The sequence below is a fragment of the Microtetraspora malaysiensis genome (assembly GCF_001528665.1).
GTDB lineage: Bacteria > Actinomycetota > Actinomycetes > Streptosporangiales > Streptosporangiaceae > Microtetraspora_A > Microtetraspora_A malaysiensis.
Window position 1 is genome coordinate 136,783 of record NZ_BBYJ01000008.1, and the last position, 25,585, is coordinate 162,367.

Annotated in this window: 24 protein-coding genes; 8 read left to right on the forward strand and 16 right to left on the reverse strand. The window is 72.7% G+C overall.

Annotated elements, in window-relative coordinates:
• Positions 1-13 precede the first annotated feature (13 nt).
• Positions 14-1,153, forward strand: a complete 1,140-nt coding sequence (locus AWQ71_RS10845) for an alkaline phosphatase family protein (RefSeq protein ID WP_174550699.1) — start codon at positions 14-16, stop codon at positions 1,151-1,153.
• On the forward strand, positions 1,150-1,971 hold the full coding sequence (locus AWQ71_RS10850; RefSeq protein WP_067130806.1) for a sulfurtransferase: 822 nt from the start codon (positions 1,150-1,152) through the stop codon (positions 1,969-1,971). The genes AWQ71_RS10845 and AWQ71_RS10850 overlap by 4 nt, the downstream gene beginning before the upstream one ends.
• 45 nt (positions 1,972-2,016) lie before the next feature.
• Here the strand turns inward: AWQ71_RS10850 and AWQ71_RS10855 are convergent, their stop codons facing one another.
• The 4 genes from AWQ71_RS10855 to AWQ71_RS10870 all read right to left on the reverse strand — a co-directional run bounded on the left by AWQ71_RS10855 (position 2,017) and on the right by AWQ71_RS10870 (position 6,593).
• Positions 2,017-4,467 carry a CHAT domain-containing protein gene (locus AWQ71_RS10855; RefSeq protein WP_067130809.1) on the reverse strand — a complete coding sequence of 817 codons (2,451 nt, stop codon included), beginning with the start codon at positions 4,465-4,467 and terminating at the stop codon, positions 2,017-2,019.
• 5 nt (positions 4,468-4,472) lie between these two features.
• Positions 4,473-4,931: a hypothetical protein gene (locus AWQ71_RS10860; RefSeq protein ID WP_067130813.1), complete on the reverse strand. Its 459-nt coding sequence runs from the start codon at positions 4,929-4,931 to the stop codon at positions 4,473-4,475.
• Positions 4,928-5,449: an RNA polymerase sigma factor gene (locus AWQ71_RS10865; RefSeq protein WP_067131534.1), complete on the reverse strand. Its 522-nt coding sequence runs from the start codon at positions 5,447-5,449 to the stop codon at positions 4,928-4,930. The genes AWQ71_RS10860 and AWQ71_RS10865 overlap by 4 nt, the downstream gene beginning before the upstream one ends.
• Before the next feature lie 76 nt (positions 5,450-5,525).
• On the reverse strand, positions 5,526-6,593 hold the full coding sequence (locus AWQ71_RS10870; protein WP_067130815.1) for a S8 family peptidase: 1,068 nt from the start codon (positions 6,591-6,593) through the stop codon (positions 5,526-5,528).
• Positions 6,594-6,785: 192 nt separating this feature from the next.
• Between AWQ71_RS10870 and AWQ71_RS10875 the strand changes: the two genes are divergently transcribed.
• On the forward strand, positions 6,786-7,283 hold the full coding sequence (locus AWQ71_RS10875; RefSeq protein ID WP_067130818.1) for a DUF3145 domain-containing protein: 498 nt from the start codon (positions 6,786-6,788) through the stop codon (positions 7,281-7,283).
• Positions 7,284-7,472: 189 nt separating this feature from the next.
• Here the strand turns inward: AWQ71_RS10875 and AWQ71_RS10880 are convergent, their stop codons facing one another.
• The 6 genes from AWQ71_RS10880 to AWQ71_RS10905 all read right to left on the reverse strand — a co-directional run bounded on the left by AWQ71_RS10880 (position 7,473) and on the right by AWQ71_RS10905 (position 13,743).
• On the reverse strand, positions 7,473-8,891 hold the full coding sequence (locus tag AWQ71_RS10880) for an acyl-CoA carboxylase subunit beta (RefSeq protein WP_067130821.1): 1,419 nt from the start codon (positions 8,889-8,891) through the stop codon (positions 7,473-7,475).
• A 13-nt stretch (positions 8,892-8,904) separates the two neighbouring features.
• On the reverse strand, positions 8,905-10,137 hold the full coding sequence (fabF, locus tag AWQ71_RS10885; RefSeq protein ID WP_067130824.1) for a beta-ketoacyl-ACP synthase II: 1,233 nt from the start codon (positions 10,135-10,137) through the stop codon (positions 8,905-8,907).
• 111 nt (positions 10,138-10,248) lie between these two features.
• Positions 10,249-10,488 (reverse strand): acyl carrier protein, encoded by a 240-nt coding sequence (locus AWQ71_RS10890; protein ID WP_067130827.1) that lies wholly within the window; start codon positions 10,486-10,488, stop codon positions 10,249-10,251.
• A gap of 61 nt (positions 10,489-10,549) precedes the next feature.
• A complete protein-coding gene (locus AWQ71_RS10895) occupies positions 10,550-11,506 on the reverse strand; it encodes a beta-ketoacyl-ACP synthase III (RefSeq protein WP_067130830.1) in 957 nt (318 codons plus the stop codon).
• Complete coding sequence (locus AWQ71_RS10900; protein WP_067130833.1) at positions 11,503-12,405, reverse strand: ACP S-malonyltransferase; 903 nt, start codon at positions 12,403-12,405, stop codon at positions 11,503-11,505. Before AWQ71_RS10900 ends, AWQ71_RS10895 begins: the two co-directional genes overlap by 4 nt.
• Before the next feature lie 117 nt (positions 12,406-12,522).
• Positions 12,523-13,743, reverse strand: coding sequence for a PucR family transcriptional regulator (locus tag AWQ71_RS10905; protein ID WP_439650365.1), 1,221 nt, complete (start codon positions 13,741-13,743; stop codon positions 12,523-12,525).
• 89 nt (positions 13,744-13,832) lie between these two features.
• Between AWQ71_RS10905 and AWQ71_RS10910 the strand changes: the two genes are divergently transcribed.
• On the forward strand, positions 13,833-14,522 hold the full coding sequence (locus tag AWQ71_RS10910) for a helix-turn-helix domain-containing protein (protein ID WP_067131540.1): 690 nt from the start codon (positions 13,833-13,835) through the stop codon (positions 14,520-14,522).
• Positions 14,523-14,534: 12 nt separating this feature from the next.
• Here AWQ71_RS10910 and AWQ71_RS10915 read toward each other — a convergent pair whose 3' ends face one another.
• From AWQ71_RS10915 to AWQ71_RS10930, 4 genes are all read right to left on the reverse strand, one after another.
• Entirely contained in the window at positions 14,535-14,930 is a 396-nt protein-coding gene (locus AWQ71_RS10915) for a VOC family protein (protein WP_067130837.1), read from the reverse strand.
• A gap of 104 nt (positions 14,931-15,034) precedes the next feature.
• Positions 15,035-15,484: a DUF350 domain-containing protein gene (locus AWQ71_RS10920; RefSeq protein ID WP_067130841.1), complete on the reverse strand. Its 450-nt coding sequence runs from the start codon at positions 15,482-15,484 to the stop codon at positions 15,035-15,037.
• Positions 15,485-15,596: 112 nt separating this feature from the next.
• Positions 15,597-16,760: a glutathionylspermidine synthase family protein gene (locus tag AWQ71_RS10925; RefSeq protein WP_067130844.1), complete on the reverse strand. Its 1,164-nt coding sequence runs from the start codon at positions 16,758-16,760 to the stop codon at positions 15,597-15,599.
• Between the two features lie 10 nt (positions 16,761-16,770).
• Complete coding sequence (locus tag AWQ71_RS10930) at positions 16,771-17,211, reverse strand: hypothetical protein (protein ID WP_245658211.1); 441 nt, start codon at positions 17,209-17,211, stop codon at positions 16,771-16,773.
• A 290-nt stretch (positions 17,212-17,501) separates the two neighbouring features.
• Here AWQ71_RS10930 and AWQ71_RS41500 point away from each other — a divergent pair, with 290 nt between their 5' ends.
• Positions 17,502-18,386: a helix-turn-helix transcriptional regulator gene (locus AWQ71_RS41500; RefSeq protein ID WP_157570283.1), complete on the forward strand. Its 885-nt coding sequence runs from the start codon at positions 17,502-17,504 to the stop codon at positions 18,384-18,386.
• A gap of 129 nt (positions 18,387-18,515) precedes the next feature.
• Positions 18,516-18,902, forward strand: a complete 387-nt coding sequence (locus tag AWQ71_RS10940; protein WP_067130851.1) for a VOC family protein — start codon at positions 18,516-18,518, stop codon at positions 18,900-18,902.
• A 163-nt stretch (positions 18,903-19,065) separates the two neighbouring features.
• Here the strand turns inward: AWQ71_RS10940 and AWQ71_RS10945 are convergent, their stop codons facing one another.
• The gene (locus AWQ71_RS10945; protein ID WP_157570284.1) at positions 19,066-20,925 is read right to left on the reverse strand and encodes a S1 family peptidase; all 1,860 of its coding nucleotides are present in this window, start codon (positions 20,923-20,925) and stop codon (positions 19,066-19,068) included.
• Between the two features lie 236 nt (positions 20,926-21,161).
• Here AWQ71_RS10945 and AWQ71_RS10950 point away from each other — a divergent pair, with 236 nt between their 5' ends.
• The gene (locus tag AWQ71_RS10950; protein WP_067130857.1) at positions 21,162-21,713 is read left to right on the forward strand and encodes an RNA polymerase sigma factor; all 552 of its coding nucleotides are present in this window, start codon (positions 21,162-21,164) and stop codon (positions 21,711-21,713) included.
• Positions 21,710-22,552, forward strand: a complete 843-nt coding sequence (locus AWQ71_RS10955) for a hypothetical protein (protein WP_067130860.1) — start codon at positions 21,710-21,712, stop codon at positions 22,550-22,552. Before AWQ71_RS10950 ends, AWQ71_RS10955 begins: the two co-directional genes overlap by 4 nt.
• Positions 22,553-22,628: 76 nt before the next feature.
• On the opposite strand, the gene aceE is transcribed toward AWQ71_RS10955, so the two are convergent.
• Positions 22,629-25,379 carry a pyruvate dehydrogenase (acetyl-transferring), homodimeric type gene (gene aceE / locus AWQ71_RS10960; RefSeq protein ID WP_067130863.1) on the reverse strand — a complete coding sequence of 917 codons (2,751 nt, stop codon included), beginning with the start codon at positions 25,377-25,379 and terminating at the stop codon, positions 22,629-22,631.
• Positions 25,380-25,585 lie beyond the last annotated feature (206 nt).

The window sequence follows — 25,585 nt, forward strand, 5'->3', positions numbered from 1 at the left end:
CCCTGGAGGTGACGTGACCGAGTCCCGCTCCGGGCGCTCCGCCGTGCCGTACGTCCCGGAGTACGGCGGGGCCTCGTTGTCCGACCTGCCGGGGTCCGTACTGGCCTCCCTGGGGGCCGGCGCGCAGAACACGCTGCGGCTCGACCCCGCCGAGCGGGTGTGCCTGTTCCTCGTGGACGGCCTGGGCGCCGACCTGTTGCGCGCCCATCCGGACGCCGCGCCGTTCCTGTCCGGGCAGCGGGGGCGGACGCTCACCGCCGGGTTCCCGTCCTCGACGCCGACGAGCCTCGCCACGCTCGGCACGGGCTCGACGCCCGGCGAGCACGGGATGGTCGGCATCCTCATGGCGGTCCCGGGGGAGGGGCGGCTGTTCAACTGCCTGCGCTGGACCGCGCCCGGCCACGCCGTCGACCCCGAGTGGTGGCAGCCGGCCGAGACGGTCTACCAGCGGCTCGCCGCGGCGGGTGTGGACCCCGTCTACGTCGCGCCCGGGGCGTTCCGGGGAACCGGACTCTCCCGCGCGGTCTACCGGGGCGTACGGCACGTCGCGGCGGAGAGCGTGGACGACCGCGTCGAGGGCGCGAGGGAGGCGCTGCGCGGCCGGTCGTTCGTCACCGTCTACTACGGCGGCGTGGACGCGGCCGGCCACGAGACCGGCTGGGGCAGCACCCAGTGGCTGGAGGAGCTGGCCGTCGTCGACCGGATGGCGCAGCGGATCGCCGAGTCGCTGCCGCGCGGCTCGGCCATGTACGTCACCGCCGACCACGGCATGGTCAACGCGGTCGAGAAGGTGGACGTGGACCTGCGGCCCGAACTGCGCGAAGGGGTCGCGCTCCTCGGCGGCGAGGCGCGGGTCCGCCACCTCTACACGGTGGAAGGGGCGGCCCCGGCGGTCCTGGAGACGTGGGCCGAGGCGCTGCGCGGCCGGGCCTGGGTGGTCTCCAGGGAGGAGGCCGTGGACTCCGGGTGGTTCGGCCCGGCCGTACGCCGCGAGTGGCTGGGCCGGATCGGCGACGTCGTGGCGGTGCCGTACGACGACTCCGCGATCGTCGCCTCCCAGGCCGAGCCGCTCGAAGCCGCCATGATCGGTTATCACGGCTCCCTTACGGCGGCCGAACAGAACGTTCCGTTGTTGGAGGTAAGTGCCAGATGAGCATCCTTGTCACGCCCGAAGAGCTCGCCGGCCTCGGCGAAGTCACGATCCTGGACGTCCGCTGGCGGCTCGGCGGTGGACCGTCCGACCACAAGTCCTATGTGGAGGGCCACATCCCGGGCGCGGTCTTCTGCGCTCTCGACGTCGACCTCGCCGCCGCGCCCGGCGCGGGGGGACGCCACCCGCTGCCCGAGGCGGCGGACTTCCAGGCCGCGATGCGCCACCTCGGCGTGGACGGCTCCCGCCCGGTCGTCGTCTACGACGAGGCCGACTCGTCGGCGGCGGCGCGGGCGTGGTGGACGTTGCGCTACTTCGGCCATCCCGACGTGCGCGTTCTGGACGGCGGCATCCGGGCCTGGCGGCACGCCGGGCTCCCGGTCGAGGAGGGCGAGGGGGACGCCACCGGGCGCGGCGGCGATTTCACCGCCGTCCCCGGAGGGATGCCGACGCTGGACGCGGACCAGGCGGCCGACCTCGCCGCCAACGGCGTCCTGCTCGACGCCCGCGCCGCCGAGCGCTACCGCGGTGAGGTCGAGCCGATCGACCCGGTGGCCGGGCACGTCCCCGGCGCGGTCAGCGCGCCCACGGCGGAGAACGTCGAGCCCGGCGGCCGGTTCCACAACCGCGAGTTCCTGCGCGAACGGTTCAACACGCTCGGCGCGGTGGACGGGGTGCCCGTCGGGGCCTACTGCGGATCGGGCGTGACCGCCGCGCACGAGGTGCTCGCGCTGGAACTGGCCGGCATCCACGCCGCGCTCTACGTCGGCTCCTGGTCCCACTGGGTGACCGACTCCTCCCGCCCGGTGGCCACCGGCTGATCGGAGGAGGGCGGCCCGCCTTCCGCAGCGAAGCGGCGGCCGGCGTCAGCGGGCCGCCAGCCGGAGATCTCCCGCGCCGAAGCACACGAAACCCGGCACATCGGTCGCATCAGCCGCCCGGGCGAGCGCCTCGGCCGGCGTGCGCCCCTCCCTGAGGAGCGGGTGGAACACCCCCATCAGCGCCGGCGCCTCCTCGTCGCGTACCGGCACCACGCCGGCGATCACGCACCGGACGCCCCGGTCGAGGAACGCGCCGGCCAGCCCGAGGACGGCTCCGTCCGCCGGGGCGTGCGCCATGCCCGCCTCGCACGCCGAGAGGATCACCAGCCTCGGCATCCGGTCCAGCCGGGCCAGGTCGTAGGCCATCAGCGGCCCGTCGTCGAGCGTGATCCGGGACAGCAGTGGGCCGCGCGGCGAGAAGGTCCCGTGCGCGGCGACGTGCAGCACGTCGGCGCGGCCGAGGGCGGCGAGCACCGCCGCCCTCGTCGGGTCCACCCGGACCGCGCCCGGATGCGCCCGGACGACGGCGTCCGCCTCGACCGCCGCGTGCTCCAGCCCCGGCCCGGCCACCGCCACGACCGCGGGTTCCCGTACCGGAGGCGCCTCCGGCCCGGCGAGCCAGGAGGACGCGCTCGCGGCCACGGACACGGCGCGGCCCCGCAGGGACGGGAGCAGCGGCCAGGGCAGGGTGTGCAGGGCGCCGGTCGGCACGATCGTCACCGGCCCGGCGGGCACGCCGAGCGGTCCGAGCAGGGCGTCGTCGAGCGCCGCGAGATCGCGGTCGAGGCCGCTCTCGGCCGCCACGTCGCGCAGGTTGCGCCGGCGCAGCGCGTAGCGGACCCGGACCGTGGCCTCGGCCGCCGCCGGGTAGGAGCCGAGCCGCCGCAGGACGCTCCGGCCGGACGTCACCAGCACGCCCGTGAGGTCGGCGTCACTGCGCACCAACTCGATCAGCGCCCCCTCGGAGGCGGGTCCCGCCTCGGCCGGGAGACACGGCTCCGGAGTCACCCGTACGAGCGCCCGCCGGCGTTCGGAGCAGGCGAGCACGGTCCACGGGTCGCCGCCTTCCAGCGCGAGCCCTACGCAGAAGCGGCCGAGATCCTCGGCGGACCGGGCGGCGTACGCGCGCGCCTCGACGGGAGCGGCGGCCTCGCCGTTCGCGGAGGCGGCCGGGTGCGGCGCGAGCGCCGCCGCCACGCCCGCGCGGGCCGCGTTCAGCGCCCCGGCAAGGTCCCCGTCGAGGCGCCGCAGCACGGCCAGCGCGTGCTGCCGGACCACGGCCGGGGCGGCGGAGCGGGCCAGGAGCGTCAGCCGGTCGCGCGCCGTGGGCAGGTCACCCATCGCCATGGCCGCCTCCGCGGCGGTCAGGCGGAGCGCGGCCGCGTCGGACGCCGCGCCGCCGCCGTCGAGGTCGCGCGCGCAGGCCAGCATCTCGGCGAGCAGCCCGGGGGTCGGCCCGTCCAGCGCGAGCCGGGCGCGCAGCGCCACCTCGGTCGCGAGCGGCGCCCGGGCGGTCCGCCCCTGCCGTACCAGTTCCGACCGCGCAGCCTCGGCCGAGGCGCGGGCGTCCGCGGCCGCCCCGGTGAGCAGCTCGACCTGGGACAGCAGCAGCCGGGCGTCCGCGAGCCCGGCCTGCGCCCCGGACCCGGCGAGATCCGGGACGGCCCGCTCCAGCAGCGTGCGGGCCTCCCCGAGCAGCCGCGCCTCGACCAGCGCGTGCGCGAAGTCGGCGCGCATCGCGGCCAGCCGCTCGGGATAGCCGAACAGCGTGGCCTCCGCGGCCCGATAACTCTCGAACGCTCCCGAGATGTCGCCACGCCGCGCGGCCACGAACGGCAGGTTGCCCTCGGCGAGCATGGCGAGGTGGCCGAGCCCCGCCTCCCTGGCGATCCGCGCGCACGCCGACAGGTCCGCCTCGGCCCGCGCGTACTCCTCCAGATAGGTACGGGCGACGCCCCGGTTCAGCAGCCCGCCCGCGTGGAACCGGGGGTCGCCGCCCAGCCCGCCGAGCGCCTTGTCGCAGTGCCGTACGGCGTCGCGGAAGCGGCCGAGCAGGATGAGCGCGCCGGAGCGCTGGACACCGAGCCGGGCCAGATCGACGCCGGTGAGGTCACGCTCGGCGAGGTCGGCCAGCCGCAGCCCGCGCTCGGGGTCGCCGAGCTCGGCCACGATGGTCACCAGCGACAGTCGCGCCTGCGCCACCCGGTTCGGGAAGTCCGCGCCGACGGTCACGGCCCGTTCGAGCCGTTCGACGGCGAGGTCGATGTCGCCCAGCTCGCGGGCCGCGAGGGCCGCCGCCCGCAGGGCCACCGGGACCGCCTCGGCGCACCGCCGGGCGCCAGGCGGTTCCGCCTCCGCTTCGGCCAGGACGGCGCGGGCCGCCACCTCGGCGAGCTCGGGATCGGTGGCCGACAGCCAGACCGCGCGCTCGGCCCGGGCCAGCGGGGCCGCCTCATCGCCACCCGGACCGACGTCGGCCGGAGCGCCGGGGTTCACGGCGGTCAATCGCGGACGTGGAGCCAGCGCGTGGCCACCGGAGCACGACCGGGCCGGTGGCAGACCACGCTGACCCAGCCGGGAGGCAGGCCGGTCACCGCGAAGTGCCCCGTCTCGGACGGGACGCGGCTGCTGCCGGCGCCCGGGGTGCGGACCTCGATCCTCGTTCCCGGGCCGGGAGCGGGGGACACCTGGCCGGCCACGTCGAGGCGGCCGTCGGCGACGGTCACCTCGACGTCGAGGGTGAGGCCGTCCGCGTCGAACCGGTGCATCGCGGGCCGTCCCTCTGAGCGGGCGCCCACGCCCGGCCCGACCTCGGCAGGGCTCGCCACCACGGCGCCGGGCAGCCGCAGCGCGAAGGCGGCGCGCGCGGAGGCGGACACACGGCCCGGCACCGGATCGGCCCCGGCGGCGATCCGCAGCGCCGCCAGCAGATACGTGGGCAGGTGGTCGTCGTCGGTCACCGTTCCTCCTCGATCAGCGCCCTCAGCCGGGACATGCACCGGGAGCGGGTCGGCCCGATGCTCCCCATCGGGAGGCCGAGCCGCATGGAGATCTGGGCGTACTTCGCGTCGGGGTTCAGCGCGTACAGGCGGAGCAGTGAACGGCACGGCTCGGCCAGCCCGTCCAGCCGCAGCCAGAGCCGCCGGCCGAACTCGGCGTCCACCACGGACGCGGCGGGATCGGGGACGAGCACTTCCGGGAGCGCGTCCGCCGCCGGGCGCTCTCCCCGGGACCGCCGGGCCAGCCGGACCGCCTCGTGCCGGGTCGTCGTGATCAGCCAGGCGCCGATCCGCTCGGGATCGCGGATGCCGTCCAGGCTCTCGACCATCCGCAGCCACGCGCCCTGGACGGCGTCGGCCGCGTCGGCCGGGCCGAGCCCGCACGCGCGGGCCACCGCCCACATCCGGCCGTCGAAGCGGGTGACGAGCTCCTCCCAGGCCGCCTGGTCCAGGCCCGGGAGCGTCTTCTCAGAGGGCATGTCCGTCACCCCACGCGTCGGAAAGGATGCGAAGCGCGATCACCCTATCGGCCCCGGCCGCGCCCGGCGGGGCCTTTCACCCGACCGGTCCGACCGCCCGCTCCTCGTCGTGGTCCCGCCGCCGCGGCACCGCCACGCCGAGGCCGGGCATGCGCCGGCCGTCCAGGAGCGCGTGCCGTACGGCGCGGGCGGGTGGCATCTCCCGGCAGAGCCGCGCCACCGCTCCCGTGACGACCGCGGCCGCGAACGACGTGCCGCTCCACGTCGCGTAGCCGTGGAAGGCCCCGTGCTCCAGGAAGCTGCTCGTCATCCCCACACCCTCGGCGCAGGCGCCGACCCACGGCCCGTGCGCCGAGAAGGAGGCCCGTGCCGCGCCGTCGAGCGCGCCGGCCGCGACCACGTCCGGCAGCGCCGCGGGCCAGAACGGGCGGGAGGAAGCGGTGTTCCCCGCGCACGCGACCACCGCCGGGAAGGGGCGCAACGCCTCGGCAACCCCGAGCGGCGGCTCGTCGTCCACGGTGTAACCGCCCAGGGAGAGGTTGAGGACGTCGATCCGCTCACCGCCCAGTCGCGCCAGCGCGCGCAGCAGCGTCGCCTGGTCGCTCACCCCGTGGCTGTCGAGGACCCGTACGGCACGCAACCGGACGCCCGGGGCCTCCCGCAGGATCAGCCCGGCCACGAACGTGCCGTGCCCGGCCTGCTCGTCGAGCACCCCGTCGTGGTCGGCGTCGGCGATCTCCGCGACATCGTCGGAGTACCACTCGGCGAGCCACGGGTGCGGGGCCAGCCCGGTGTCCAGTACACCGACCGTGACGTCCCACGGCTCCTCCCGCGCGTACGACACGGGCCGCGCCGGGACCGGCCGGCCGCCGGGGCCGCCGAACAGCAGCGGCTGACCGAGGAGGACGTGGTTGGGCGAGGCGTGGTGTCCCCGGTCGCGCAGTCCGGCCGCGAGGTCGAGGACGTCGGGGTCGGGCGAGAGCCGCAAGTGGTGGACCGGCCCGGCCGGGACGGCGGCGACCGTCCATCGGGAGATCGCGCTCAGTGACGAGGTGATCAGCTCTCCGGGGCGGATGAGGGCGGGGCGTCCGGGCTTGGGCTCGACGACCCGGACCGCGGGGAGATCGCCTGCGGGTGGGCACATGGGGGTGGCCCTTCGCGTCGGGAATCTTACTGAGCGAAGTCTTTCATATACAGATCGCTGTCAAGTCTTAATCCGTATGACCCCCCTCTGGTGCCTGGCTGCGACGGACGGTAGTCTCTCCTTCAGTCACTTGTGATCATCCCAGTGTGAGGCCGTTGGGGAAGGCGCACCTCATGCGATTTGGGAGGTCCGGTGGCAGCTGCTCGTGGCGTGCTGTACGTCCACTCGGCTCAGCCTGCGTTGTGCCCGCATATCGAGTGGGCTGTCGCAGGCGTTCTTGGCGTACCCGTCGATCTGACGTGGACCGCTCAGCCAGCCGCGCCCGGGGCGGTACGTGCCCAGGCCGAGTGGGAGGGGCGTCCGGGGACGGCGGCGGCGATCTCGTCATCGCTCATGGCCTGGCAGCGCATCCGATTCGAGATCACCGAGGATGCCTCGCCCGGCGTGGACGGCTCCCGATACGCGTACACACCGACGCTCGGCGCCTTCACGGCCGTCGTCGGCGCGAACGGCGACATCCTGATCACCGAGGACCGGTTGCGCACCGCCATGCTCATGGCCGCGCTGGGCCGGGTCGTCCTGGAGGACGAGCTGGACCGCCTGCTCGGCAAGCAGTGGGACGAGGAACTGGAGTCTTTTCGGTACGCCGGTGAGGGCGCACCCGTCCGCTGGCTGCACGCGGCCGTCTGACGGCGCCGCGCCTGCCCCGCTCGGTGTGCCGCACACCCGGCGGGCGCGGCGGAGCGCGGGCCGAGCGCCACCGGCCCGTGCCGCACGAGGGGTCCCCCGACATGAGAACAGGCGCCGGTCCAGTTGCTGGACCGGCGCCTGTGTCGTCGCCGTCGACCCGGCCGCCGTGCCGCGGCGGCCAGGGCGGGGTCAGAGCGGGATGTTGCCGTGCGCGCCGCGCGCCGGGGTGGCCTGGGCCAGGACCTTGGCGATCGAGCCCCGGGTCTTCGCCGGCTCGATCACTTCGTCGACGACGCCGAGCTCGATGGCGCGGGCGACACCGCCCGACATCTTCTCGTGCTCCTCGGCCAGCTTCGCCTCCAGCGCCGGGCGCTCCTCCTCCGGCACGGCGGCGAGCTCGCGCCGCTTGAGGATCCGGACCGCGGCCACCGCGCCGGTCACGCCCACGTCCATGGTCGGCCACGCGAAGACGCGGGTCGCGCCGAGCGCGCGCGAGTTCATCGCGATGTACGCGCCGCCGTACGACTTGCGGGTGACCAGTGTCACCCGGGGCACCGACGCCTCAGCGAAGGCGTGCAGCAGCTTGGCGCCGCGGCGTACGACGCCGTCGTGCTCCTGACCCACACCCGGGAGGTAGCCGGGCGTGTCGACCAGGACCACCAGCGGGACCCCGAAGGCATCACACATCCGGACGAACCGGGCGGCCTTCTCGGCCGAGGTGGAGTCGAGGCAGCCACCGAGCCGCATCGGGTTGTTGGCGACGACGCCGACCGTGCGCCCGCCGAGACGGCCCAGCATGGTCACCATGTTGGGCGCCCACTTGGGGTGCAGCTCGACACCGGGCTCGTCGAGGAGGCCGTTCACGAGCGGGTGCACGTCGTAGGCGCGGCGCGGGTTGTCCGGCAGCAGGTCGCCGAAGTCGGCCTCGTCGACGTCGCGCACCCGGCCCTGGTGGCCGAGCAGCGACGCGATCTGGCGGGCCCTGAGCAGCGCCTCGGCCTCGGTCTTGGTCACCACGTGGGCGACGCCGCTGCGCTTGCTGTGCGGGTCGGGGCCGCCCAGCGAGGCCATGTCGATCTCTTCGCCGGTGACGCTGCGTACGACGTCCGGCCCGGTCACGAAGATCCGGCCGTTGTCGGAGAGGATCACGATGTCGGTGAGGGCCGGGCCGTAGGCCGCGCCGCCCGCCGCCGCCCCGACGACGACCGAGATCTGCGGGACGATGCCCGACGCCTTGGTCATGGCGGCGAACACCCGGCCCACCGCGTGCAGCGACTCGACGCCCTCGGCCAGGCGGGCGCCGCCGGAGTGCCAGACGCCGATCACCGGGACGCGCTCGCGGACCGCCACGTCGTACGCGTGGACGATGTGCTCGCAGCCGTCGCCGCCCATCGCGCCGCCCTGGACCCGGGCGTCGCTGCAGAACGCGACGACGGGGACGCCCTCGACACGGCCGGTGACGGCCAGGACGCCGCTCTTGTCCTCGGGGCTGATCAGCCGGATCGAGCCCTCGTCCAGGAGGTGGCTGAGCCGTACCCGGGGATCGCGGGGATCGGCGGCCTCCTCGCCCGAAGCCGCGGTCACCACCCTGTTGTCAAGCACAGTCATCTAGGGCTCCTAGTCACACCGTGGTGAAGGCCACGGCGACGTTGTGTCCGCCGAACCCGAACGAGTTGTTGATGGCGGCGATCTGGCCACCGTCGAGCTTCCGGGGCTCGCCGCGCACGAGGTCCACCTCGATGCCGTCGGCGGGGTTGTCGAGGTTGGCGATGGCCGGCACGATCCGCTCGTGCAGAGCCAGGATGGTGAAGATCGACTCGACGCCGCCCGCGCCGCCGAGGAGGTGGCCGGTCATCGACTTGGTGGCGGTGACAGCCGCGTGGCCGCCGATGGCGTCCTTGATCGCACGGGCCTCGATCTCGTCACCGAGCGGCGTGGACGTGGCGTGCGCGTTCACGTGGTGGACGTCGGACGCGGCGATGCCCGCGTCCTTGAGCGCGCTCAGCATGGCCTGGCGGCCGCCCTTGCCCTCGGGGTCGATGCCGGTGATGTGGTAGGCGTCGCTGGTGTAGCCGACGCCGGCCGCCTCAGCGTAGATCCGCGCGCCGCGCGCCCGGGCGTGCTCCTCGGACTCCAGCACCACGATGCCGGCGCCCTCACCGAGCACGAAGCCGTCGCGGCCCTTGTCGAACGGGCGGGAGGCCCGCTCGGGCTCGTCGTTGCGGGTGGACATGGCGCGCGCCGCGGCGAACGACGCCACGTTCAGGCCGTGGATCGCGGCCTCGGTGCCGCCCGCGACCACGATGTCGGCGCGGCCGGAGCGGATCATGTCGATGCCGTAGCCGATGGACTCGGCGCCGGTGGCGCAGGCGCTGACCGTGGAGTGCGCCCCCGCCTTGGCGCCCAGCTCGATGCTGATCCAACCGGCGGAGCCGTTCGGCATCAGCATGGGGACTGTGAACGGCGAGAGCCGGTTCCAGCCCTTCTCCCGGTACAGGTCGTACGCGGAGAGGATCGTGCCGATGCCGCCGATGCCGCTACCGACCACCACGCCGAGACGCTCGCCGTCGACCTCGGGCGCGCCCGCGTCCTGCCAGGCCTGCCTGGCGGCGATCAGGGCGAACTGCTCCGCGCGGTCCAGCCGCCGGGCCTCCGGCCTGGGCAGCACCTCGCTCGGGTCGACCGCGGCCACGCCGGCGAACTTCACCGGAACCGTGTCGACCCAGTCCTCGGTGATGGGGCGGATTCCCGACTTTCCGTCGAGGAGCGCCGACCAGGTCGAGGCGACGTCCCCACCGAGGGGCGTCGTCGCGCCGAGCCCGGTGACAACGACACGCACCCGGTTCGTACTCACTTGTGTGCACTCCTCTTGTTGGTCGTGGACGTGAATGTGCCGCGGCACGGCACATTCACGAGGCCATCTGGCGGGGGTGGGACCGCCGGGCTCGCGCTCGGCGGTCTCCGCTCAGGCCTGGATGAAGTTGATGACGTCCTTGACGGTCTTCAGGTGCTTGAGCTGGTCGTCCGGGATCTCGACGCCGAACTCGTCCTGCGCGGCGACGGCGATCTCGACCATGGAGAGCGAGTCGATGTCGAGGTCGTCCACGAAGCTCTTCTCCGGGGTGACCTCGGTCGCCGGGATGCCGGTGATCTCGTTGACGATCTTGCCAAGGCCGGCGAGGATCTCCTGCTCGGTGACTGCCATGTCGCGATTTCTCCTTGAATTTCGGATTTTTCAGGGTTTGTACGGCAGGCCGCACAAAGCGTTAGGGGATTTCGATGACCTGTCCGGCGTAGGTGAGGCCGGCGCCGAAGCCGAGCAACAGGGCCAGGCCGCCCGGCTGCACCTCGCCGCGCTCGACCATGCGGGAGAGCGCGAGCGGGATCGAGGCCGCCGAGGTGTTGCCGGCGAGCACGATGTCCCTCGCGATCACGGCGTTGTCGGCGCCCAGCTTGCGGGCGATCGCCTCGATGATCCGCAGGTTGGCCTGATGCGGGACGAAGGCGCTGAGCTCGGCGGGGTCCACGCCCGCACGCTCGCACGCCAGCTTCGCCACCGGGTGAAGCGTGGTCGTGGCCCAGCGGAACACGGTCTGTCCTTCCTGGTGCAGGAAGGACTGGCGGTTCGCGACGGAGATCACTTCCGACTTGTCACCGGAGCTGCCCCAGACGACCGGGCCGATCCTCGGGGTGTCGGACGGGCCCACCACGGCGGCGCCCGCGCCGTCCGCGAAGATCACCGCGGTGGCGCGGTCGTCCCAGTCGACCCACTGGCTGAGCTTCTCGGTGCCGACGACCAGCACGTGCTTCGCCGAACCGGCGCGTACGGCGTCCGCGGCGGCGGAGAGGGCGTAGCAGAACCCGGCGCACGCGGCGTTCACGTCGAACGCGCCCGGCGCGTCGATGCCGAGCCGGTGGGCGACCCGGGCCGAGGCGTTCGGGATCTGCGCCTCCAGCGTGCAGGTGGCCACGATCACCAGGTCGATGTCGGCGTGGGACAGGCCGCTCGCGGCGAGGGCCTTGCCGCCCGCCTGGACCGCGAGGTCGATCTCCGACTCGCCCGGTCCGGCGACGCGCCGCTCCTTGATGCCGACCCTGGTCTGGATCCACTCGTCGTTGGTGTCGATCCGCTTGGCCAGGTCGTCGTTGGTCACGATGTCGGCGGGCTGGTAACCGCCGAACGCCAGAATCTTGGCCCCCGGAGCCCCCTGGGACAGTCTCACTGCTCGTTCAACCCCTCTCGGACGGCTTCGAGGTCCTCCGGCGTCTTGAGGGCGAAGGTGCGTACGCCCTTCAGCCCGCGCTTGGCCAGGCCGGTCAGCGTACCGCCCGGCAGGAGCTCGATCATTGTGGTGACCCCGAGCTCCGCCATGGTGCCCATGCAGGCGTCCCAGCGGACCGGGTTGCTGACCTGGTCGATCAGGCGGCGCAGGTATTCCGCGCCGGTGGCGACCGTCGCGCCGTCCGCGTTGGACAGCAGTGTGACGCGGGGATCGGCCGGGGCGAGGTCCGCGGCGGCCGCGCGCAGGTCGGCGGCGGCAGGGGCCATGTGCTCCGTGTGGAACGCGCCCGCCACGGAGAGCGGGATCAGCCGCGCCCGCTGGGGCGGCTCCTCCTTGAACGCGGCCAGCTGCTCCAGCGTGCCGCCCGCGACGATCTGTCCCGCGCCGTTGATGTTGGCCGGGGTGAGGCCGTGCTTCTCGATGGCGGCGAGCACGTCCTCCTCGACGCCGCCGAGCACCGCGGTCATGCCGGTCTCGGTGACGGCGGCGGCCTTGGCCATCGCCTCACCGCGCACCCGGACGAGGCCGAGCGCCTGCTCAGGGGTCAGCACCCCGGCGATGGCGGCGGCGGCGAGCTCACCCACGCTGTGCCCGGCGACCAGGTCCGGTGCGACCCCGAGCGCCTCGTACGACGCGAGCGCGGCCGCCACGAGCAGCGGCTGCGCGACGGCGGTGTCGCGGATCTCGTCCGCGTCCGCCGTGGTGCCGTAGGCGATCAGGTCGAGGCCCACGATCTCGGACCAGGCGGAGAGCCGGTCGCGGAAACCGGGGATCTCAAGCCACGGGCTCAGGAATCCTGGGGTCTGGGCGCCTTGGCCCGGAGAGACGATGACGAGCACATCACAACCCTGCCCTGTAGGGGTTGACCACAGAGATGGAGATCCGGACGAAGTTTGCGGTGATCGGGTTGTAGGGAACCTACAGTCCTTGTTTCCGCGTGATTAAGGTACGGCTGGTTAGGTGAGGCTGAGCCGGCCGAGAATCAGCCCGACTTGCAGCGTGAAGGCCGAGCGGCCCTCGGTGGGCTGGTATCCGGTGAGCTCAGTGATCTTCCGCAGGCGGTACCGCACCGTGTTCGGGTGGACGAACAGCAGCCGCGCGGTCGCCTCGAGGGAGGTTCCCTGCTCCAGGTACGTCGCGAGGGTGTCCAGGAGCGGCGTCCCCACCAGCGGCGTGTAGACGTTCTCCACGAGCTGGACCCGGGCCGCCGGGTCGCCGTCGATGGCACGTTCCGCGAGCAGATCTTCGGCCATCACGGGGCGCGGCGCGTCCGGCCAGCCCGCGGCGGCGCGGAGCCCGGCGATGGCCGCGCGGGCCGAGCCGGCCGCCGCGTGCAGGTCGGCCACCTCCGGCCCGATCACGATCGGTCCCGGACCGAAACGGGGCGCCACGCTGCGCGCGGCGTCCTTGACGCTGTCCGCGCCGCCGACGATGACGATCAGCCGGTCGCCCTGCACGCCCGCGAGCAGGTCGTAGCCGACCCGGCGCCCCCGGTCGCGCAGGCCGTCGATGATGCTCTGCGGGTCGTCGCCCGGGGCGTAGCCGGCGAAGACGACCACGGGGGAGGACGTCCAGCCGAGCGCCGCGGCCCACGAGTGCAGCCCGTCGTCCACCTTGCCGCGGACCAGCGCGTCCACGATGAGCGCCTCCAGCCGGGCGTCCCAGGAGCCGCGCGCCTCCGCCTCCCGGGCGTACACCTGGGCGGCGGCGAAGGCGACGTCCCGGGTGTAGCGCAGCATGGCCTGGCGCAGCAGGTCTTCGCCGCCGGGGGCGGCCAGCTGCTCGACCTGCGCCTCCACGACCTCGACGACGATGCGCACCAAGTCGACCGTCTGCTGGAGCGAGACGCTGCGCTTGAGCTCACGGGGCGCGGTGCCGAAGAACTCTATGTTGGGCGTCGGACGCCCCTCGCCCGCGTGGCCGAACCACTCGACGAACGCGGCGATCCCGGCCTGGGCCACCAGGCCGACCCACGACCGGTCCTCGGCCGACAGCGCGCGGTACCAGAGGAGCTGCTCCTCCATCCGCGCCATCGCCGCCGTGCCCAGGCTGCCCATCGCCCGGTCGAGCCGTCGCGCGGTGTCTCTGCGTACCTTCTCATCCGGCCGGCCGCTCTCGGCGGCGCCCCTGCCGGCAGGGACGCCGTTCTTGCTCGCTGGCTCGCTCCGCTCCGTCACGGTTCTAGCGTGCCAGGTCACGGGCGATGCTGGAGCCAGGGAGCCGCCGCCCGGCCGAGCGGCCGGCACGGGATGGAATGCTGGGGAGCATGTACCGGGAGAGGGCCTCACGGGTGCCCGGGGCGGTGGTGTGGCGACGGCCGGGGGCGAGCCCCGGGGCGACCCTGCGGATCCTCCCCGACGGCTGCATGGACCTGCTGTGGGTGGGAGGCGAGCTGCTGGTGGCCGGGCCGGACCCGGTCGCCCACCTCGGCACCGGCACGGGGGACGCGGCCGGTTACACGGGCATCCGGTTCGCGCCCGGCACCGCCCCCGCCGTCCTCGGCGTGCCCGCGGACGAGCTGCGCGGGCTGCGGGTGTCGCTGGCCTCCCTGTGGCCGGAGGCCGAGGTCGGACGGCTCGCCGAGCGCGTCCACGCGGCGCCCCGTCCGGGCGTCGCGCTGGAGGAGCTGGCCGTCCGGCGGCTCGCGTCCGCCCCGCCCCCGGACCCGGCCGTTCCCGGCGTCGTCGCCATGCTCCGCCGGGGCGCGGCGGTCGCCGAGGTGGCGGACGCGGCGGGCCTGAGCGAGCGGCAGCTCCACCGGCGCAGCCTCCCCGCCTTCGGGTACGGCCCGAAGACCCTCATGCGGATCCTGCGGATGGACCGCGCCCTCACCCTGGCCAGGACCGGCGTGCCGTATGCCGCAGTCGCGGCCCGCACCGGGTACGCCGACCAGGCGCACCTCTCGCGCGAGGTGAAAGCGCTGGCCGGCGTCCCGCTCGGCGTCCTGATCGCCTGACGGCGGCCCCGCTCAGGAGGGGAGCGGGGCGAAGAGGTCCACGCCGTTGCCGTCGGGGTCGCGGACCAGGGCGTAGCGCTGGCCCCAGAAGGCGTCCCAGGGCTTCCTGTGGCCCTCGTACCCGGCCGCGACGAGGTCGTCGTAGACGCGGTCCACCTCCTCGGGGCCGGCGCAGGCGAACGCGAGCGAGACGCGGGAGCCGCCCGACGGCGCCGTCCAGCCGGGGTCGAAGGAGCGGATCGTGTCGACGGTGTCCCAGGCGAGCCGCAGCCCGCCGGGGAGCGTCGTCTCGACGTGCGGGGCCGAGTCCGCCTCGGCCGGGATGTCGAGGCCGAGCCGCCGGTAGAAGGCCAGCGACGCGCCCATGTCCGCGACGACGAGACCGATGAGGTTGAAGGTCGGTGCCATGTCTCCGACCCTAGGGGCGGAAACGGGCGGCGGTCTTGAAGGAATCGGACACGCGGGCGGGTCGGGCGGTTGCTCGGACGCGCGTGTCGGCGGCGGGACGGCGGTCAGACGACGGCGACGGCGGTGATCAGGCCGATCACGACGTGGGTGGCCGACAGCATGATCGTGGCCGGCTGGAGCGTCGTCTCGCCGAGCAGCGTCCGCACCGGAATGCCGACGACGCGGTCGAAGGCGATCATGGCGATCGTCTGGACGGCGATGCCGACCAGGCCGAAGACCAGGGTGGCGATCAGCCCCTCGCGCAGCGCGCCGCCCGACGACCAGATCGACGCGGCGACGATCAGCCCGACCGCCACCAGGCCGGCGGCGGCCAGGGCGGCGGCGTTGGGGTTGCGCTCCTCGCGGATGAGCCGGCTGAGCCGTCCGGGCGTGGCGAGGTCGATCGCGTAGAAGCCGGCGACGAGCAGCAGCACGCCGAGCACGGCGTACGCGCCGATCGCCAGCGCTCCGTTGCCGAGCACCTCGGTGAAGGGGGTGGACTGGGTGGTCACCATGGCTCCTTGATGGGCGGCCCTGGGCGGGCGGTTCGGGGGATCGGGTCGCTACGCGACCGCTCGGCGGCGCCGCGTCGGCGCGTCCGGGAGGCCACGCGGCGCTGTGGGGCGGTCAGGACGGCGCGATGCGGTGCGGCACGAACGAGGAGGTGTCGTCGGTGATCAGGCCGGAGGTCTCCCGGATGCCGAGGCCGACGGACTCGTCCTCGACCATCCAGGCGCCCAGCACCGGGCGGCGGCCGTCGAAGTCCGGCAGCGGCAGGAACTCCTGGTGGACGAACCCCTCAGTGCCGTAGTCGCCGGGCGTGTCGAGGGTGAGGCCGGGCGACACGACCCGCATCGAGGCGCCCTCGCGTCCGAGCAGCGGCTTCCGGATGTAGGACGACATGCCGCGCGGTCCGTCCAGGTAGGCAGGGAGCAGGTTGGGATGGCCCGGATACAGCTCCCAGAGGATCGCCAGCAGCGCCTTGTTGGACAGCAGCATCTTCCACAGGGGCTCGATCCAGGTCATGGTCGGCTGCAGGGCGAGGGCGTGCGCCCCGAAGGGCTCGGCCACCATCCACTCCCAGGGATAGAGCTTGAACATCGACCGGATCACGCGGTACTCGGTGTCGACGAAACGCCGGTTCGGCGGGTCCCAGCCGATGTCCTCCATCGCGATGGCGACAGTCTTCAGCCCGGCCTGGTCGGCGGTCTCCTGCAGGTAGCCGAGCGTCATCGCCTCCTCGCCGGTCTCGTCCGCGCCGGTCCACGCGAAGTGCGTCGGGCCGGTCGGGAAGCCCGGGGCGAGCGCGCGCCACCGGTCGACGAGCCGCTCGTGGATCGAGTTCCACTGGTCGTCGTCCGGATGGACGTCCTTCAGCCAGAACCACTGGATCACCGAGCTCTCGACCAGGCTCGTCGGGGTGTCGGCGTTGTACTCCAGCAGCTTGGCCGGTCCCGAGCCGTCGTAGCGCAGGTCGAACCGGCCGTACAGGTGCGGGTCCCGGCGCCGCCACGACTCCGCGACCGCGGCCCGGCAGTGGGCGGGTACGGCGAAGTCGGCCATGCGGTCGTGCGTGACGACGTGCTCCACCGCGGCCAGGCACATCCGGTGCAGCTCCTCGACCTGCTCCTCCAGGGCGAGGACCTCGTCCATGGTGAGGACGTAGTGAACGCTCTCGTCCCAGTACGGCCGGTCGAGGTTCTCCGGGTGGGACGAGCGGTGGAAGGCGAGGCCCTGGGACTCGATCAGCTCGGCCCAGCCGTCGCGCGGGGTCGATGGTTGACGTCTCATCGGCGCGCGGTCAGCTCCCGCCGCCGCCGGAGTGGAACCCGAAGCCGCCGCGCTGGATCACCCGGCCGGACCTCGTGCTGATCTGCGCGTCCGCGGGCTTCAGCGTCGTGCCCTGCCACACGCGGCCGCCCATCCGGTTGCCGCCGTAGTACCAGCCGTACGCGCCGCGCGAGCCGTAGTAGCGGTAGGTGCCGCCCTCGTCGCAGTGTCTGTCGTCCACGACAGTGTAGGAGCCGTCGGGGTTGCGGCTGTTGAGGTCCACGCAGTCGGCGCCGACCTCCTCGTAGCGCTTCTGTGCCGCGCAGAACCCGACGACGAGCGTGGACAGCACGCCGAGGGCGCCGAGCTTGACGGCGGTCGACGACATGCCGCGCCACTTCGGCGGGGTGTCGCCGGCTCCCATCGCCATCGGATGACGCGGCGGGCCGGGGCTCTCCCCTGGGGCGGTCATCGGGCTCCTGTCGGTCGGGGTCGGCACAGCGTACCGTTCGGGGAGATCAACGGGGGTACACCCCTCTGGGGTTCCTTTTCCTCGTTTTCCGTAACGATCCGATATTTCCGGGTATCAGACCCTACTGCGGCCCCGGTCGAGGCGCTGAAGCGGACCGCCTTCCTGCTGGAACGCGTGGGCGAGCCGAGCTGTCGCGTCCGACCGGCCGGACCGGCAGTGGTACGGGTGCGCGCGGGCCGTGCCACTGAAGATCCGCCGGGATTGTCGGTCGGCTCGTCTACCCTCGCGCTGTGAATCGCACCGACCGGCTCTACGCGCTCGTGGAGGACCTGCGGGCGATCGCGCCCCGATGCAGGTCCGCCCGTGAACTGGCGCGCCGATTCGAGGTGAGCCCGCGCACGATCGAGCGGGACCTCAGCGCGCTGCAGCAGGCCGGGGTGCCGATCTACGCCGAGCCCGGCCGCCGGGGCGGCTACGCGCTGGAGAAGAGCATGTCCCTGCCGCCGCTCAACTTCACCCCGGCCGAGGCGGTGGCCGTGGCGATCGCGCTGAGCCGCGCCGAAGGTCAGCCCTTCGCCGCGCAGGCGCGCAGCGCGTTGGGCAAGCTGATGGCCGCGATGCCGGGCGCCGAGGGAGAGCGTGCGCGGGAGCTGGCGAGGCAGGTCCAGATCCTCCGGCCGGAGCGGTGTGAGCCGCACGCGGACGGGGCCGTCGCGGCGCCGCTCGCCGCGCCCGAGGGCGACCCGGCCCCGGCCTCTGAGGGCCACCCCACGGAGGCCGCTCGGGACGGCGTCCCGCCGGTTCACCGGGCAGACAGCGCGCCGGTCACCCGGGACATCACCGAGCAGGATGCCGCGTCCTCGGCCGGGGCGGCCGGCCCGCTCGTCGAGGTGATCGAGACGGCCCTGCTCAGCCGGGTGGTCGTGCGGATCCGATACGCGGACCGGTCGGGGACGGTCACGTCCCGAGAGGTCGAGCCCGGCGCTTTCGTCGGCGTACGGAACGGGGTGTGGTACCTCGCGGGATGGTGCCGGCTGCGGAACGAGGCGCGGGTCTTCCGCCTCGACCGGATCGCGTCCGCGGTCCTGACGGACGAGCCGGCCCCGCGGCGGCCGATTGATGACTTCACGTCGCATGCGCCCGAGTCGGTCATCCTGCGCCCGGCGCTCGACTGACCGTCCGCGAACCCGGCCGGAATTCCGGAAAACACCGACAGGGGGTTGTCGCTCAGGCGGGTGAGAGTGGGTCCGTCCGGTCCGATCCGACCGGACCCCGATTCCCACTGATCTCTCAAGGAGACCCTGATGAGCGCTCCCGCTTTTGACACGATCGCCTGGTTCGAGGTGGCCGGTGACGACGCCGACGCCCTGCAGCGGTTCTACGGCGAGCTGTTCGGCTGGCGGTTCGCGGTCGACCAGGAGCAGGCGGCGGACGGCACGGACTACCGGATCGTCAGCTACGCCGGCGACGACCGGCCCCGCGGCGGCGTGCGGGGCGTCGACGACGGCGCCTCCGGTTACGCCGTCTTCACCGTCGCCGTCCGGGATGTGGAGCAGGCGTGCGCCACGATCGAGGACCTCGGCGGCAAGGTGGAGTACAAGGTGGTCGGAAGCGACGCCTCGCCCGACTGCGCCTACGCGCGCGACAGCGCGGGCAACCTCTTCGGCCTCTTCACCCCCAAGGCCAAATGACCGTGGTCCTCGGCTCAGCCGGGAGGACCGGTACGCCGCGGTCGGCCCCGGGAGGGGTGACCGCGGCGGCCCGCTGAAGTCGCGGCGGGCCCGCGCGGCTCCCGGGGAGTGAGAGGGCACGCCGGCGGAAAGGCACGCCGGCGGATCCCCCGGCCGTCCCCGCTCAGGCATCGGGCGGCTGCCGCTGACCGAGGCGGCGGCGCAGCTCGGCGACCTCGCGCTCCAGCTCCGCGACGTCGCGCTCCGCGCCCCGCTCGTACGCCGGGGGAGCGGGGCGGACGTACCGCGTGGCCCCGTCCGGCGCCTGGGTCGGCTGCTCGCGCTGGTCGTAGCGCGGGTGGCCGTTGTGCCGGTCGTCGTGGCCGGAGTAGCCCGGTCCGTCGTACTGCGGCTGTGGCGGGTACTGGCCCTGGGCCGGCCCTCCCCGCGCGTACGCGTCGGGCGACGGGGCGCTGGAGGACTCGCCCTGGGGCAGCGCGTACCGCGGCGGCGCCGCCTGCCGCCAGTCCTGGCGCTCGTCCGGTCCGCCGATCGCCGTCGCGTGGACGCCGCCGTACGCCTGGCCGTACGAGGGAGGGGCGGCGGCGGCGCGCCTGCGGCGGCGCAGCAGCACCATGAGCAGCGCGAGACCGCCGCCGACGGCGATCAGGACGCCGAGGCCGATGACGATCCAGAGCCAGACGGGCTGGGGTGTCTCGTCCCGGCCGGCCGAGATCGCCTGCTGCGAGTCGGTGATGTATTTGGCGACGTACGGGTGGTTCGGGTGGAGGGCCTGGACCTCACGGAACAGGGGCAGCGCGTCCTTGTAGTGCTTGGCGAAGAAGGCGTCGAGGGCCTCGTTGTACTTCGTCGTGGTCAGCGAGGCCGACGGCTTGACGTTCTTCTCGTTGAGCTTCTCCTTGATGATGGAGACCGGCAGCACGAAGCTCTCGTTCTCCGACGCCTCGCCGCCCTCGCTGACGGTTCCGGCGATCAGCATGCCGACGACCTTGCCGTCGCGGCTGAAGACGGGGCCGCCGGAGTTCCCGTGGTAGGACGGCGCCTGGGTCTGGATGTACGGGACGCCCTCGGTCGTGGTGCGCCGGGCGTTGTACGGCCCCTCGGTCATCGCGGGGTCGAGCTTGGACTCGATGCTGAAGAACGGGGTGTTGGTGACCAGGCCGGGGAAGCCGCTGATGTACAGCGTGTCGCCGGTCTGCACGTCGGAGTCGTCGCCCAGCGGGACCGTCGGCAGGTTCTGCTGGTTGTTGACCTTCAGCAGGGCGAAGTCCTTGCCGGGGTAGCTCTCGCCCACGGAGACGAGCTCGGCCGGAACCTCCTTGGCGGTCTTGTCCACGCCGCCGCCGGGGAGCGACTGCAGCACGGACAGGCTCTTCTGCAACTTCTGCAGCTTCATGTGCGCCGAGTTGAAGTTGATGTAGACCATCTGCGCGGCCTCGATCAACGCCTCGTCGGCGACGACGTTCTCCAGACCCTTGATCACCTCCTGCGCGTCCTCCTCGTTGAACTTCTGCAGCGCCTGCTGGGCGAAGGTCTGCGACAGTTCGTCGTCGCTCATGTCGACGCAGTGCGCGCCGGTGACCATGTAGCCGTCCGGGGTGACCCACCAGCCGGTGCACATGCCGCCGACCCGCGCCTTGACCGTACGGTTCGGCTTGGCCGGGATCAGGTACTTGTCCACGTCGGCGGCCATCCGCTTGAACATGTACTTGTACATGCTGGGCTCGTCCGAGGGGATCTTGCCCGCCGCCACCAGGACCTGGATCTGCGAGGCGAGTTCCTGCAGCGCGCCCTGCCGGACCTCCGCCGTGGGCACGACCACCTCGGCGCTGAAGGTGAGGCTGGTGAGCTGGACGGCCGGGTGGGTGCGGGCGGCCAGCAGCGTGCCCACGGAGAGGTTCTCACCGCCGTCGGCCCAGGCCGGGGGCGCCGCCGCGACCCCCACAGCGGCTGTCACGGTGAGCAGGGCGATCGACGCCGTCGCGGCCAATCTCCTGATCAAAGTCGTCAAATATCCATTCACGCGGGCAATCGTCGGTTAACCGGCTTGTCCGGCGCTTGTGACTGACTTGGCGCGACGACAAGTGAGCCGGGGCCACGCGGGTGAGCGGCCGAAACGAGCGCTCGACCCCGAAACGCCCAGCTCCGGAACGTTCGGCTGCGGAACGCGGGCTCTGAAATGCTCCCCGGCGAGCGGGACACGTGGAGGGTGTCAGACCGAGATCCGACGCTACGGCGTCCCCGGAAAGGAGAGGGCCGTTGGGACCTCCCGACACGAGAAGGCACCGCTTCGAGGAGATCTACGGGAAATATCACGACGCGGTGCTCGCCTATGTCGTCCGCCGTACGGACAACGGCCATGACGCGGCCGACGTGCTCGCCGAGACGTTCCTCGTCGCCTGGAGGCGGCTCGACGAGGTGCCCGCCGGCGAACGGGCCCGGCCCTGGCTGTTCGGCGTCGCCCGGCGCACGCTCGCGAACCTGCATCGCGGCGCGCGGCGGCGCACCGCGCTGAGCGAGAGGCTGCGCGCCGAGCTCGCCCACGCGCACCCCCACGCGGCCCCTGCGACCGAGCCGTCCGCCGTCGCCGCGGCCTTCCGGCGCCTGCCCGAGCAGGACAGGGAACTGCTCGCGCTCGCCGGATGGGAGGGCCTGGACTTCGGGGAGATCGCCGTCGTCCTCGGCTGCTCCCGCAACGCCGTACGGATCCGGATGTTTCGGGCGCGGCGCCGCTTCGCCCGAGAGCTGAACACCCACGAAGACCTGATCGAGGAGCGAGTGGCACCCGCGTCAGAAGGAGGCGTCGCATGAACGTCGAACGACTCAACCCGATCAGCGAGGAGGAGGCCGCCACGATGGTGAGCCGCCAGACCAGGGACGACCTCGCCGAGCGCATCATGACGACCTCGCCCGACGAGGCCCCGGCGCCCGTACGGCACGGCCGGTGGGGGCGGCGGCTGCTCGTCGGCGTCCCCCTGGCCGCCGCGGTCGCCGCCGCGGGGGTGGTCGTGCTGTCGGCCGCCGGCCCCGACCAGAAGGTCGGCTCGGTGTCCGTCGGCCCGCACCGGGCCGACGCCGCCGTGCTGTCCTTCCGCAAGGAGGACGGCTACCTCGTCGTCACGGTCAAGGACCCGGTCGCCGACCCGGCGCGCTACCGGAAGGAGTTCGCGGCCCACGGGCTGGACATCAAGCTCGACCTCAGGCCCGTCTCGCCGAGGAACGCCGGCACCGTCATCTTCCTGGAGGATCAGGAGGGCAGCAGGATCGAGGTGATCCAGGCCAAGGGGGAGTGCGGGGTCGAGATCTGCAGCGTCGGCGTCAAGGTCCCCGTGGACTACAAGGGATACGCCCACATCGTGTTCGGCCGCGCCGCCCGCCCCGGCGAGATGTACGACACCTCCGAGGGCGACCGACCCGGCGAGGGCGTCGGTCTGCCGGAGGTTCCCGGCCGCACGGTGGCCGAGGCGTGGGACGTCCTGACACAACGGAAGATCACCGGTGTTGAGTACCGCTACGAGTTCCGCGGCTCCGACCGGCCCTATCCGAACGGGCTCAGCCGCGACCAGGTGAAGCCGGAGTGGTACGTCCACGACGCGGTGGCCGGATCGGAGGGGCAGGTCATCCTGTTCGTCGGCCCCGAGAAGGAATGAAAGCGTCGGGCCCCGGACACGGAGTCCGGGGCCCGAAGGCCCGGGCCCGCCGAGGCGGGCCCGGAAAGGTCGGAAGCTACACGCCCATCGACTGGGTGTCGTTGGTCTCCGCCGGAGCGCCGACCTCGGTCACGCCGTCCTTCAGGTGGTAGCGGGCGACCGCCTCGCGCAGCACCTCGGGCTTGACCTCGCCGCGCCGCGCGAGCTGGGTCAGCACCGCCAGCGTGATCGAGGCGGCGTCCACGTGGAAGTGGCGGCGCAGCGCCGAACGGGTGTCCGACAGGCCGAAGCCGTCGGTGCCGAGCGAGCTCCAGTCACCGGGCACCCACTGGGCGATCTGGTCCTGGACGGCCCGCATGAAGTCGCTGACGCCCACGAACGGCCCCGGCGCCCCGGACAGCTTCCGCGTGACGTACGGCACGCGCTGCTCGGCGTCGGGGTTGAGCAGGTTGTGCTCTTCGACGGCGAGGGCCTCGCGGCGCAGCTCCGACCACGAGGTGGCCGACCAGACGGCGGCGTCCACGCCCCAGTCCTCGGCGAGGAGACGCTGCGCCTCCAGCGCCCACGGGCCGGCGACGCCGGAGGCCAGGATGTTGGCCTTCGGCCCCCCGGTCGAGGAGGCGGGGGCGAACAGATACAGGCCCTTGAGAATGCCCTCGGTGTCCACGTCCGCCGGCTGTGCGGGCTGCGGGTACGGCTCGTTGTAGACGGTCAGGTAGTAGAAGACGTTCTCCGGCGACTCGCCGTACATCCTGCGCAGGCCGTCCTTGACGATGTGCGCGATCTCGAACGCCCAGGCCGGGTCGTAGGCGACGACGGCCGGGTTCGTCGAGGCGATGAGCGGCGTGTGGCCGTCCTCGTGCTGGAGGCCCTCGCCGTTCAGCGTGGTGCGGCCGGCGGTGGCGCCGAGCAGGAAGCCGCGGCCCATCTGGTCGGCGAGCTGCCACATCTGGTCGGCGGTGCGCTGGAACCCGAACATCGAGTAGAAGATGTAGATCGGGATCATGTGCTCGCCGTGCGTGGCGTAGGAGGTGCCGGCGGCGAGCACCGAGCCCATCGAGCCGGCCTCGCTGATGCCCTCGTGCAGGATCTGGCCCTCGGTGGCCTCCTTGTAGGAGAGCAGCAGCTCCCGGTCGACCGCCTCGTACGTCTGCCCGTGCGGCGAGTAGATCTTGGCGGTCGGGAACATCGCGTCGACGCCGAAGGTGCGCGCCTCGTCGGGGATGACCGGCACGAATCGGTGACCGATCTCCTTGTCCCGCATGAGGTCCTTCAGCAGCCGGACGAACGCCATGGTGGTGGCGACGTTCTGCTTGCCTGAGCCCTTGGCGAGCTGCTTGTAGACGTCGTCGCCGGGCAGTTTGAGGGCCTTGGCCCGGGTGAGTCGTTTGGGCAGGAAACCGCCGAGCGCGGCCCGGCGCTCCTTCATGTAGGCGATCTCCTCGTTGTCCTCACCGGGGTGGAAGTACGGCGGGAGGTCGCCTTCGAGGTCCTTGTCCGGGATCGGCAGGTAGAGCCGGTCGCGGAACTCCTTGAGCTCGGCCTTCGACATCTTCTTCATCTGGTGCGTCGCGTTGCGCGCCTCGAAGTCCTTGCCGAGGGTCCAGCCCTTGATGGTCTGGGCGAGGATGACGGTCGGCTGGCCGACGTGCTCGCTGGCCGCCTTGAACGCCGCGTAGACCTTGCGGTAGTCGTGGCCGCCTCGCGACAGCTTGCGGATGTCGTCGTCGGTCAGGTGCTCGACCATCTTGCGCAGCCGAGGGTCGCTGCCGAAGAAGTGATCACGGATGTACCCGCCGGACTCGACCGAGTAGGTCTGGAACTGGCCGTCGGGCGTGGTGTTCATCTGGTTGACCAGGACGCCGTCCACGTCGGCCGCGAGCAGCGGGTCCCAGTCGCGGCCCCAGACGACCTTGATGACGTTCCAGCCGGCGCCCCGGAAGTAGGACTCCAGCTCCTGGATGATCTTGCCGTTGCCGCGTACCGGACCGTCGAGCCGCTGCAGGTTGCAGTTGATGACGAAGGTGAGGTTGTCCAGTTCCTCGCGCGCGGCCAGGCCGATCGCGCCCAGCGACTCGGGCTCGTCCATCTCGCCGTCGCCCAGGAAGCACCACACGTGGCTGCGGCTGGTGTCCTTGATCTGGCGGTTCAGCAGGTAGCGGTTGAACCGCGCCTGGTAGATCGCCGCGATCGGCCCCAGACCCATGGAGACTGTGGGGAACTCCCAGAAGTCGGGCATGAGCCGCGGGTGCGGGTAGGACGGCAGACCCTTGATCCCGTGGGACAGCTCCTGCCGGAACGCGTCGAGCTCCGGAGCGGAGAGGCGGCCCTCAAGGAAGGCGCGGGCATAGATGCCGGGCGCCGCGTGACCTTGGATGAACACCTGGTCGCCGGACTCGCCGTGGTCCTTGCCGCGGAAGAAGTGGTTGAAGCCCACCTCGTACAGCGAGGCCGCGGACGCGTACGTCGCGATGTGGCCGCCGACGTTGGTGCGGGCGTTGGCCCGGGTGACCATCACGGCCGCGTTCCAGCGGATGTAGGCCCGGATGCGGCGTTCGACGTATTCGTCGCCGGGGAACCAGGGCTCTCGCTCCGGTGGAATGGTGTTGATGTAGTCGGTGCTGCGCAGGCCGGGCACGCCGACCTGGTGCTCTCGGGCCCGCTCCAGGAGTCGGAGCATCAGATAGCGGGCACGGGTGCGGCCCTCCGTCTTGATGACGTTGTCGAGCGATTCGAGCCATTCCCTGGTCTCGCTCGGGTCGACATCAGGCAACTGGCTGGGTAGGCCGTCACTGATGATCGAGAAGCGCTGGCGTCCGGAAGCCACTGGGTCTCGCCTTCCGAGGATGGACTATGTCTTGTCTAGGCACTTCCATCCTGGCCGCTTGCCCCGGAAAGTGCATCTCTACTGCCGGGTAACCAGGATGTCCCTGCTGGCAGGCAGGGGTACATGGCCTAGACCACCGATGGTGGGACGATTCTTACAGACCGCCCAGTGTGTCCCGGTCCTCGGGGCGGATCAAGGGCTGCCGC

Excerpts from the sequence above, each read along its gene's own strand:
- AWQ71_RS10850 (WP_067130806.1), top strand. The coding sequence starts at position 1,150 with ATGAGCATCCTTGTCACGCCCGAAGAGCTCGCCGGCCTCGGCGAAGTC.
- AWQ71_RS10865 (WP_067131534.1), bottom strand. The coding sequence starts at position 5,449 with ATGCCCTCTGAGAAGACGCTCCCGGGCCTGGACCAGGCGGCCTGGGAG.
- AWQ71_RS10870 (WP_067130815.1), bottom strand. The coding sequence starts at position 6,593 with ATGTGCCCACCCGCAGGCGATCTCCCCGCGGTCCGGGTCGTCGAGCCC.
- AWQ71_RS10880 (WP_067130821.1), bottom strand. The coding sequence starts at position 8,891 with ATGACTGTGCTTGACAACAGGGTGGTGACCGCGGCTTCGGGCGAGGAG.
- AWQ71_RS10890 (WP_067130827.1), bottom strand. The coding sequence starts at position 10,488 with ATGGCAGTCACCGAGCAGGAGATCCTCGCCGGCCTTGGCAAGATCGTC.
- AWQ71_RS10910 (WP_067131540.1), top strand. The coding sequence starts at position 13,833 with ATGTACCGGGAGAGGGCCTCACGGGTGCCCGGGGCGGTGGTGTGGCGA.
- AWQ71_RS10915 (WP_067130837.1), bottom strand. The coding sequence starts at position 14,930 with ATGGCACCGACCTTCAACCTCATCGGTCTCGTCGTCGCGGACATGGGC.
- AWQ71_RS10920 (WP_067130841.1), bottom strand. The coding sequence starts at position 15,484 with ATGGTGACCACCCAGTCCACCCCCTTCACCGAGGTGCTCGGCAACGGA.
- AWQ71_RS10925 (WP_067130844.1), bottom strand. The coding sequence starts at position 16,760 with ATGAGACGTCAACCATCGACCCCGCGCGACGGCTGGGCCGAGCTGATC.
- AWQ71_RS10930 (WP_245658211.1), bottom strand. The coding sequence starts at position 17,211 with ATGACCGCCCCAGGGGAGAGCCCCGGCCCGCCGCGTCATCCGATGGCG.
- AWQ71_RS10940 (WP_067130851.1), top strand. The coding sequence starts at position 18,516 with ATGAGCGCTCCCGCTTTTGACACGATCGCCTGGTTCGAGGTGGCCGGT.
- AWQ71_RS10955 (WP_067130860.1), top strand. The coding sequence starts at position 21,710 with ATGAACGTCGAACGACTCAACCCGATCAGCGAGGAGGAGGCCGCCACG.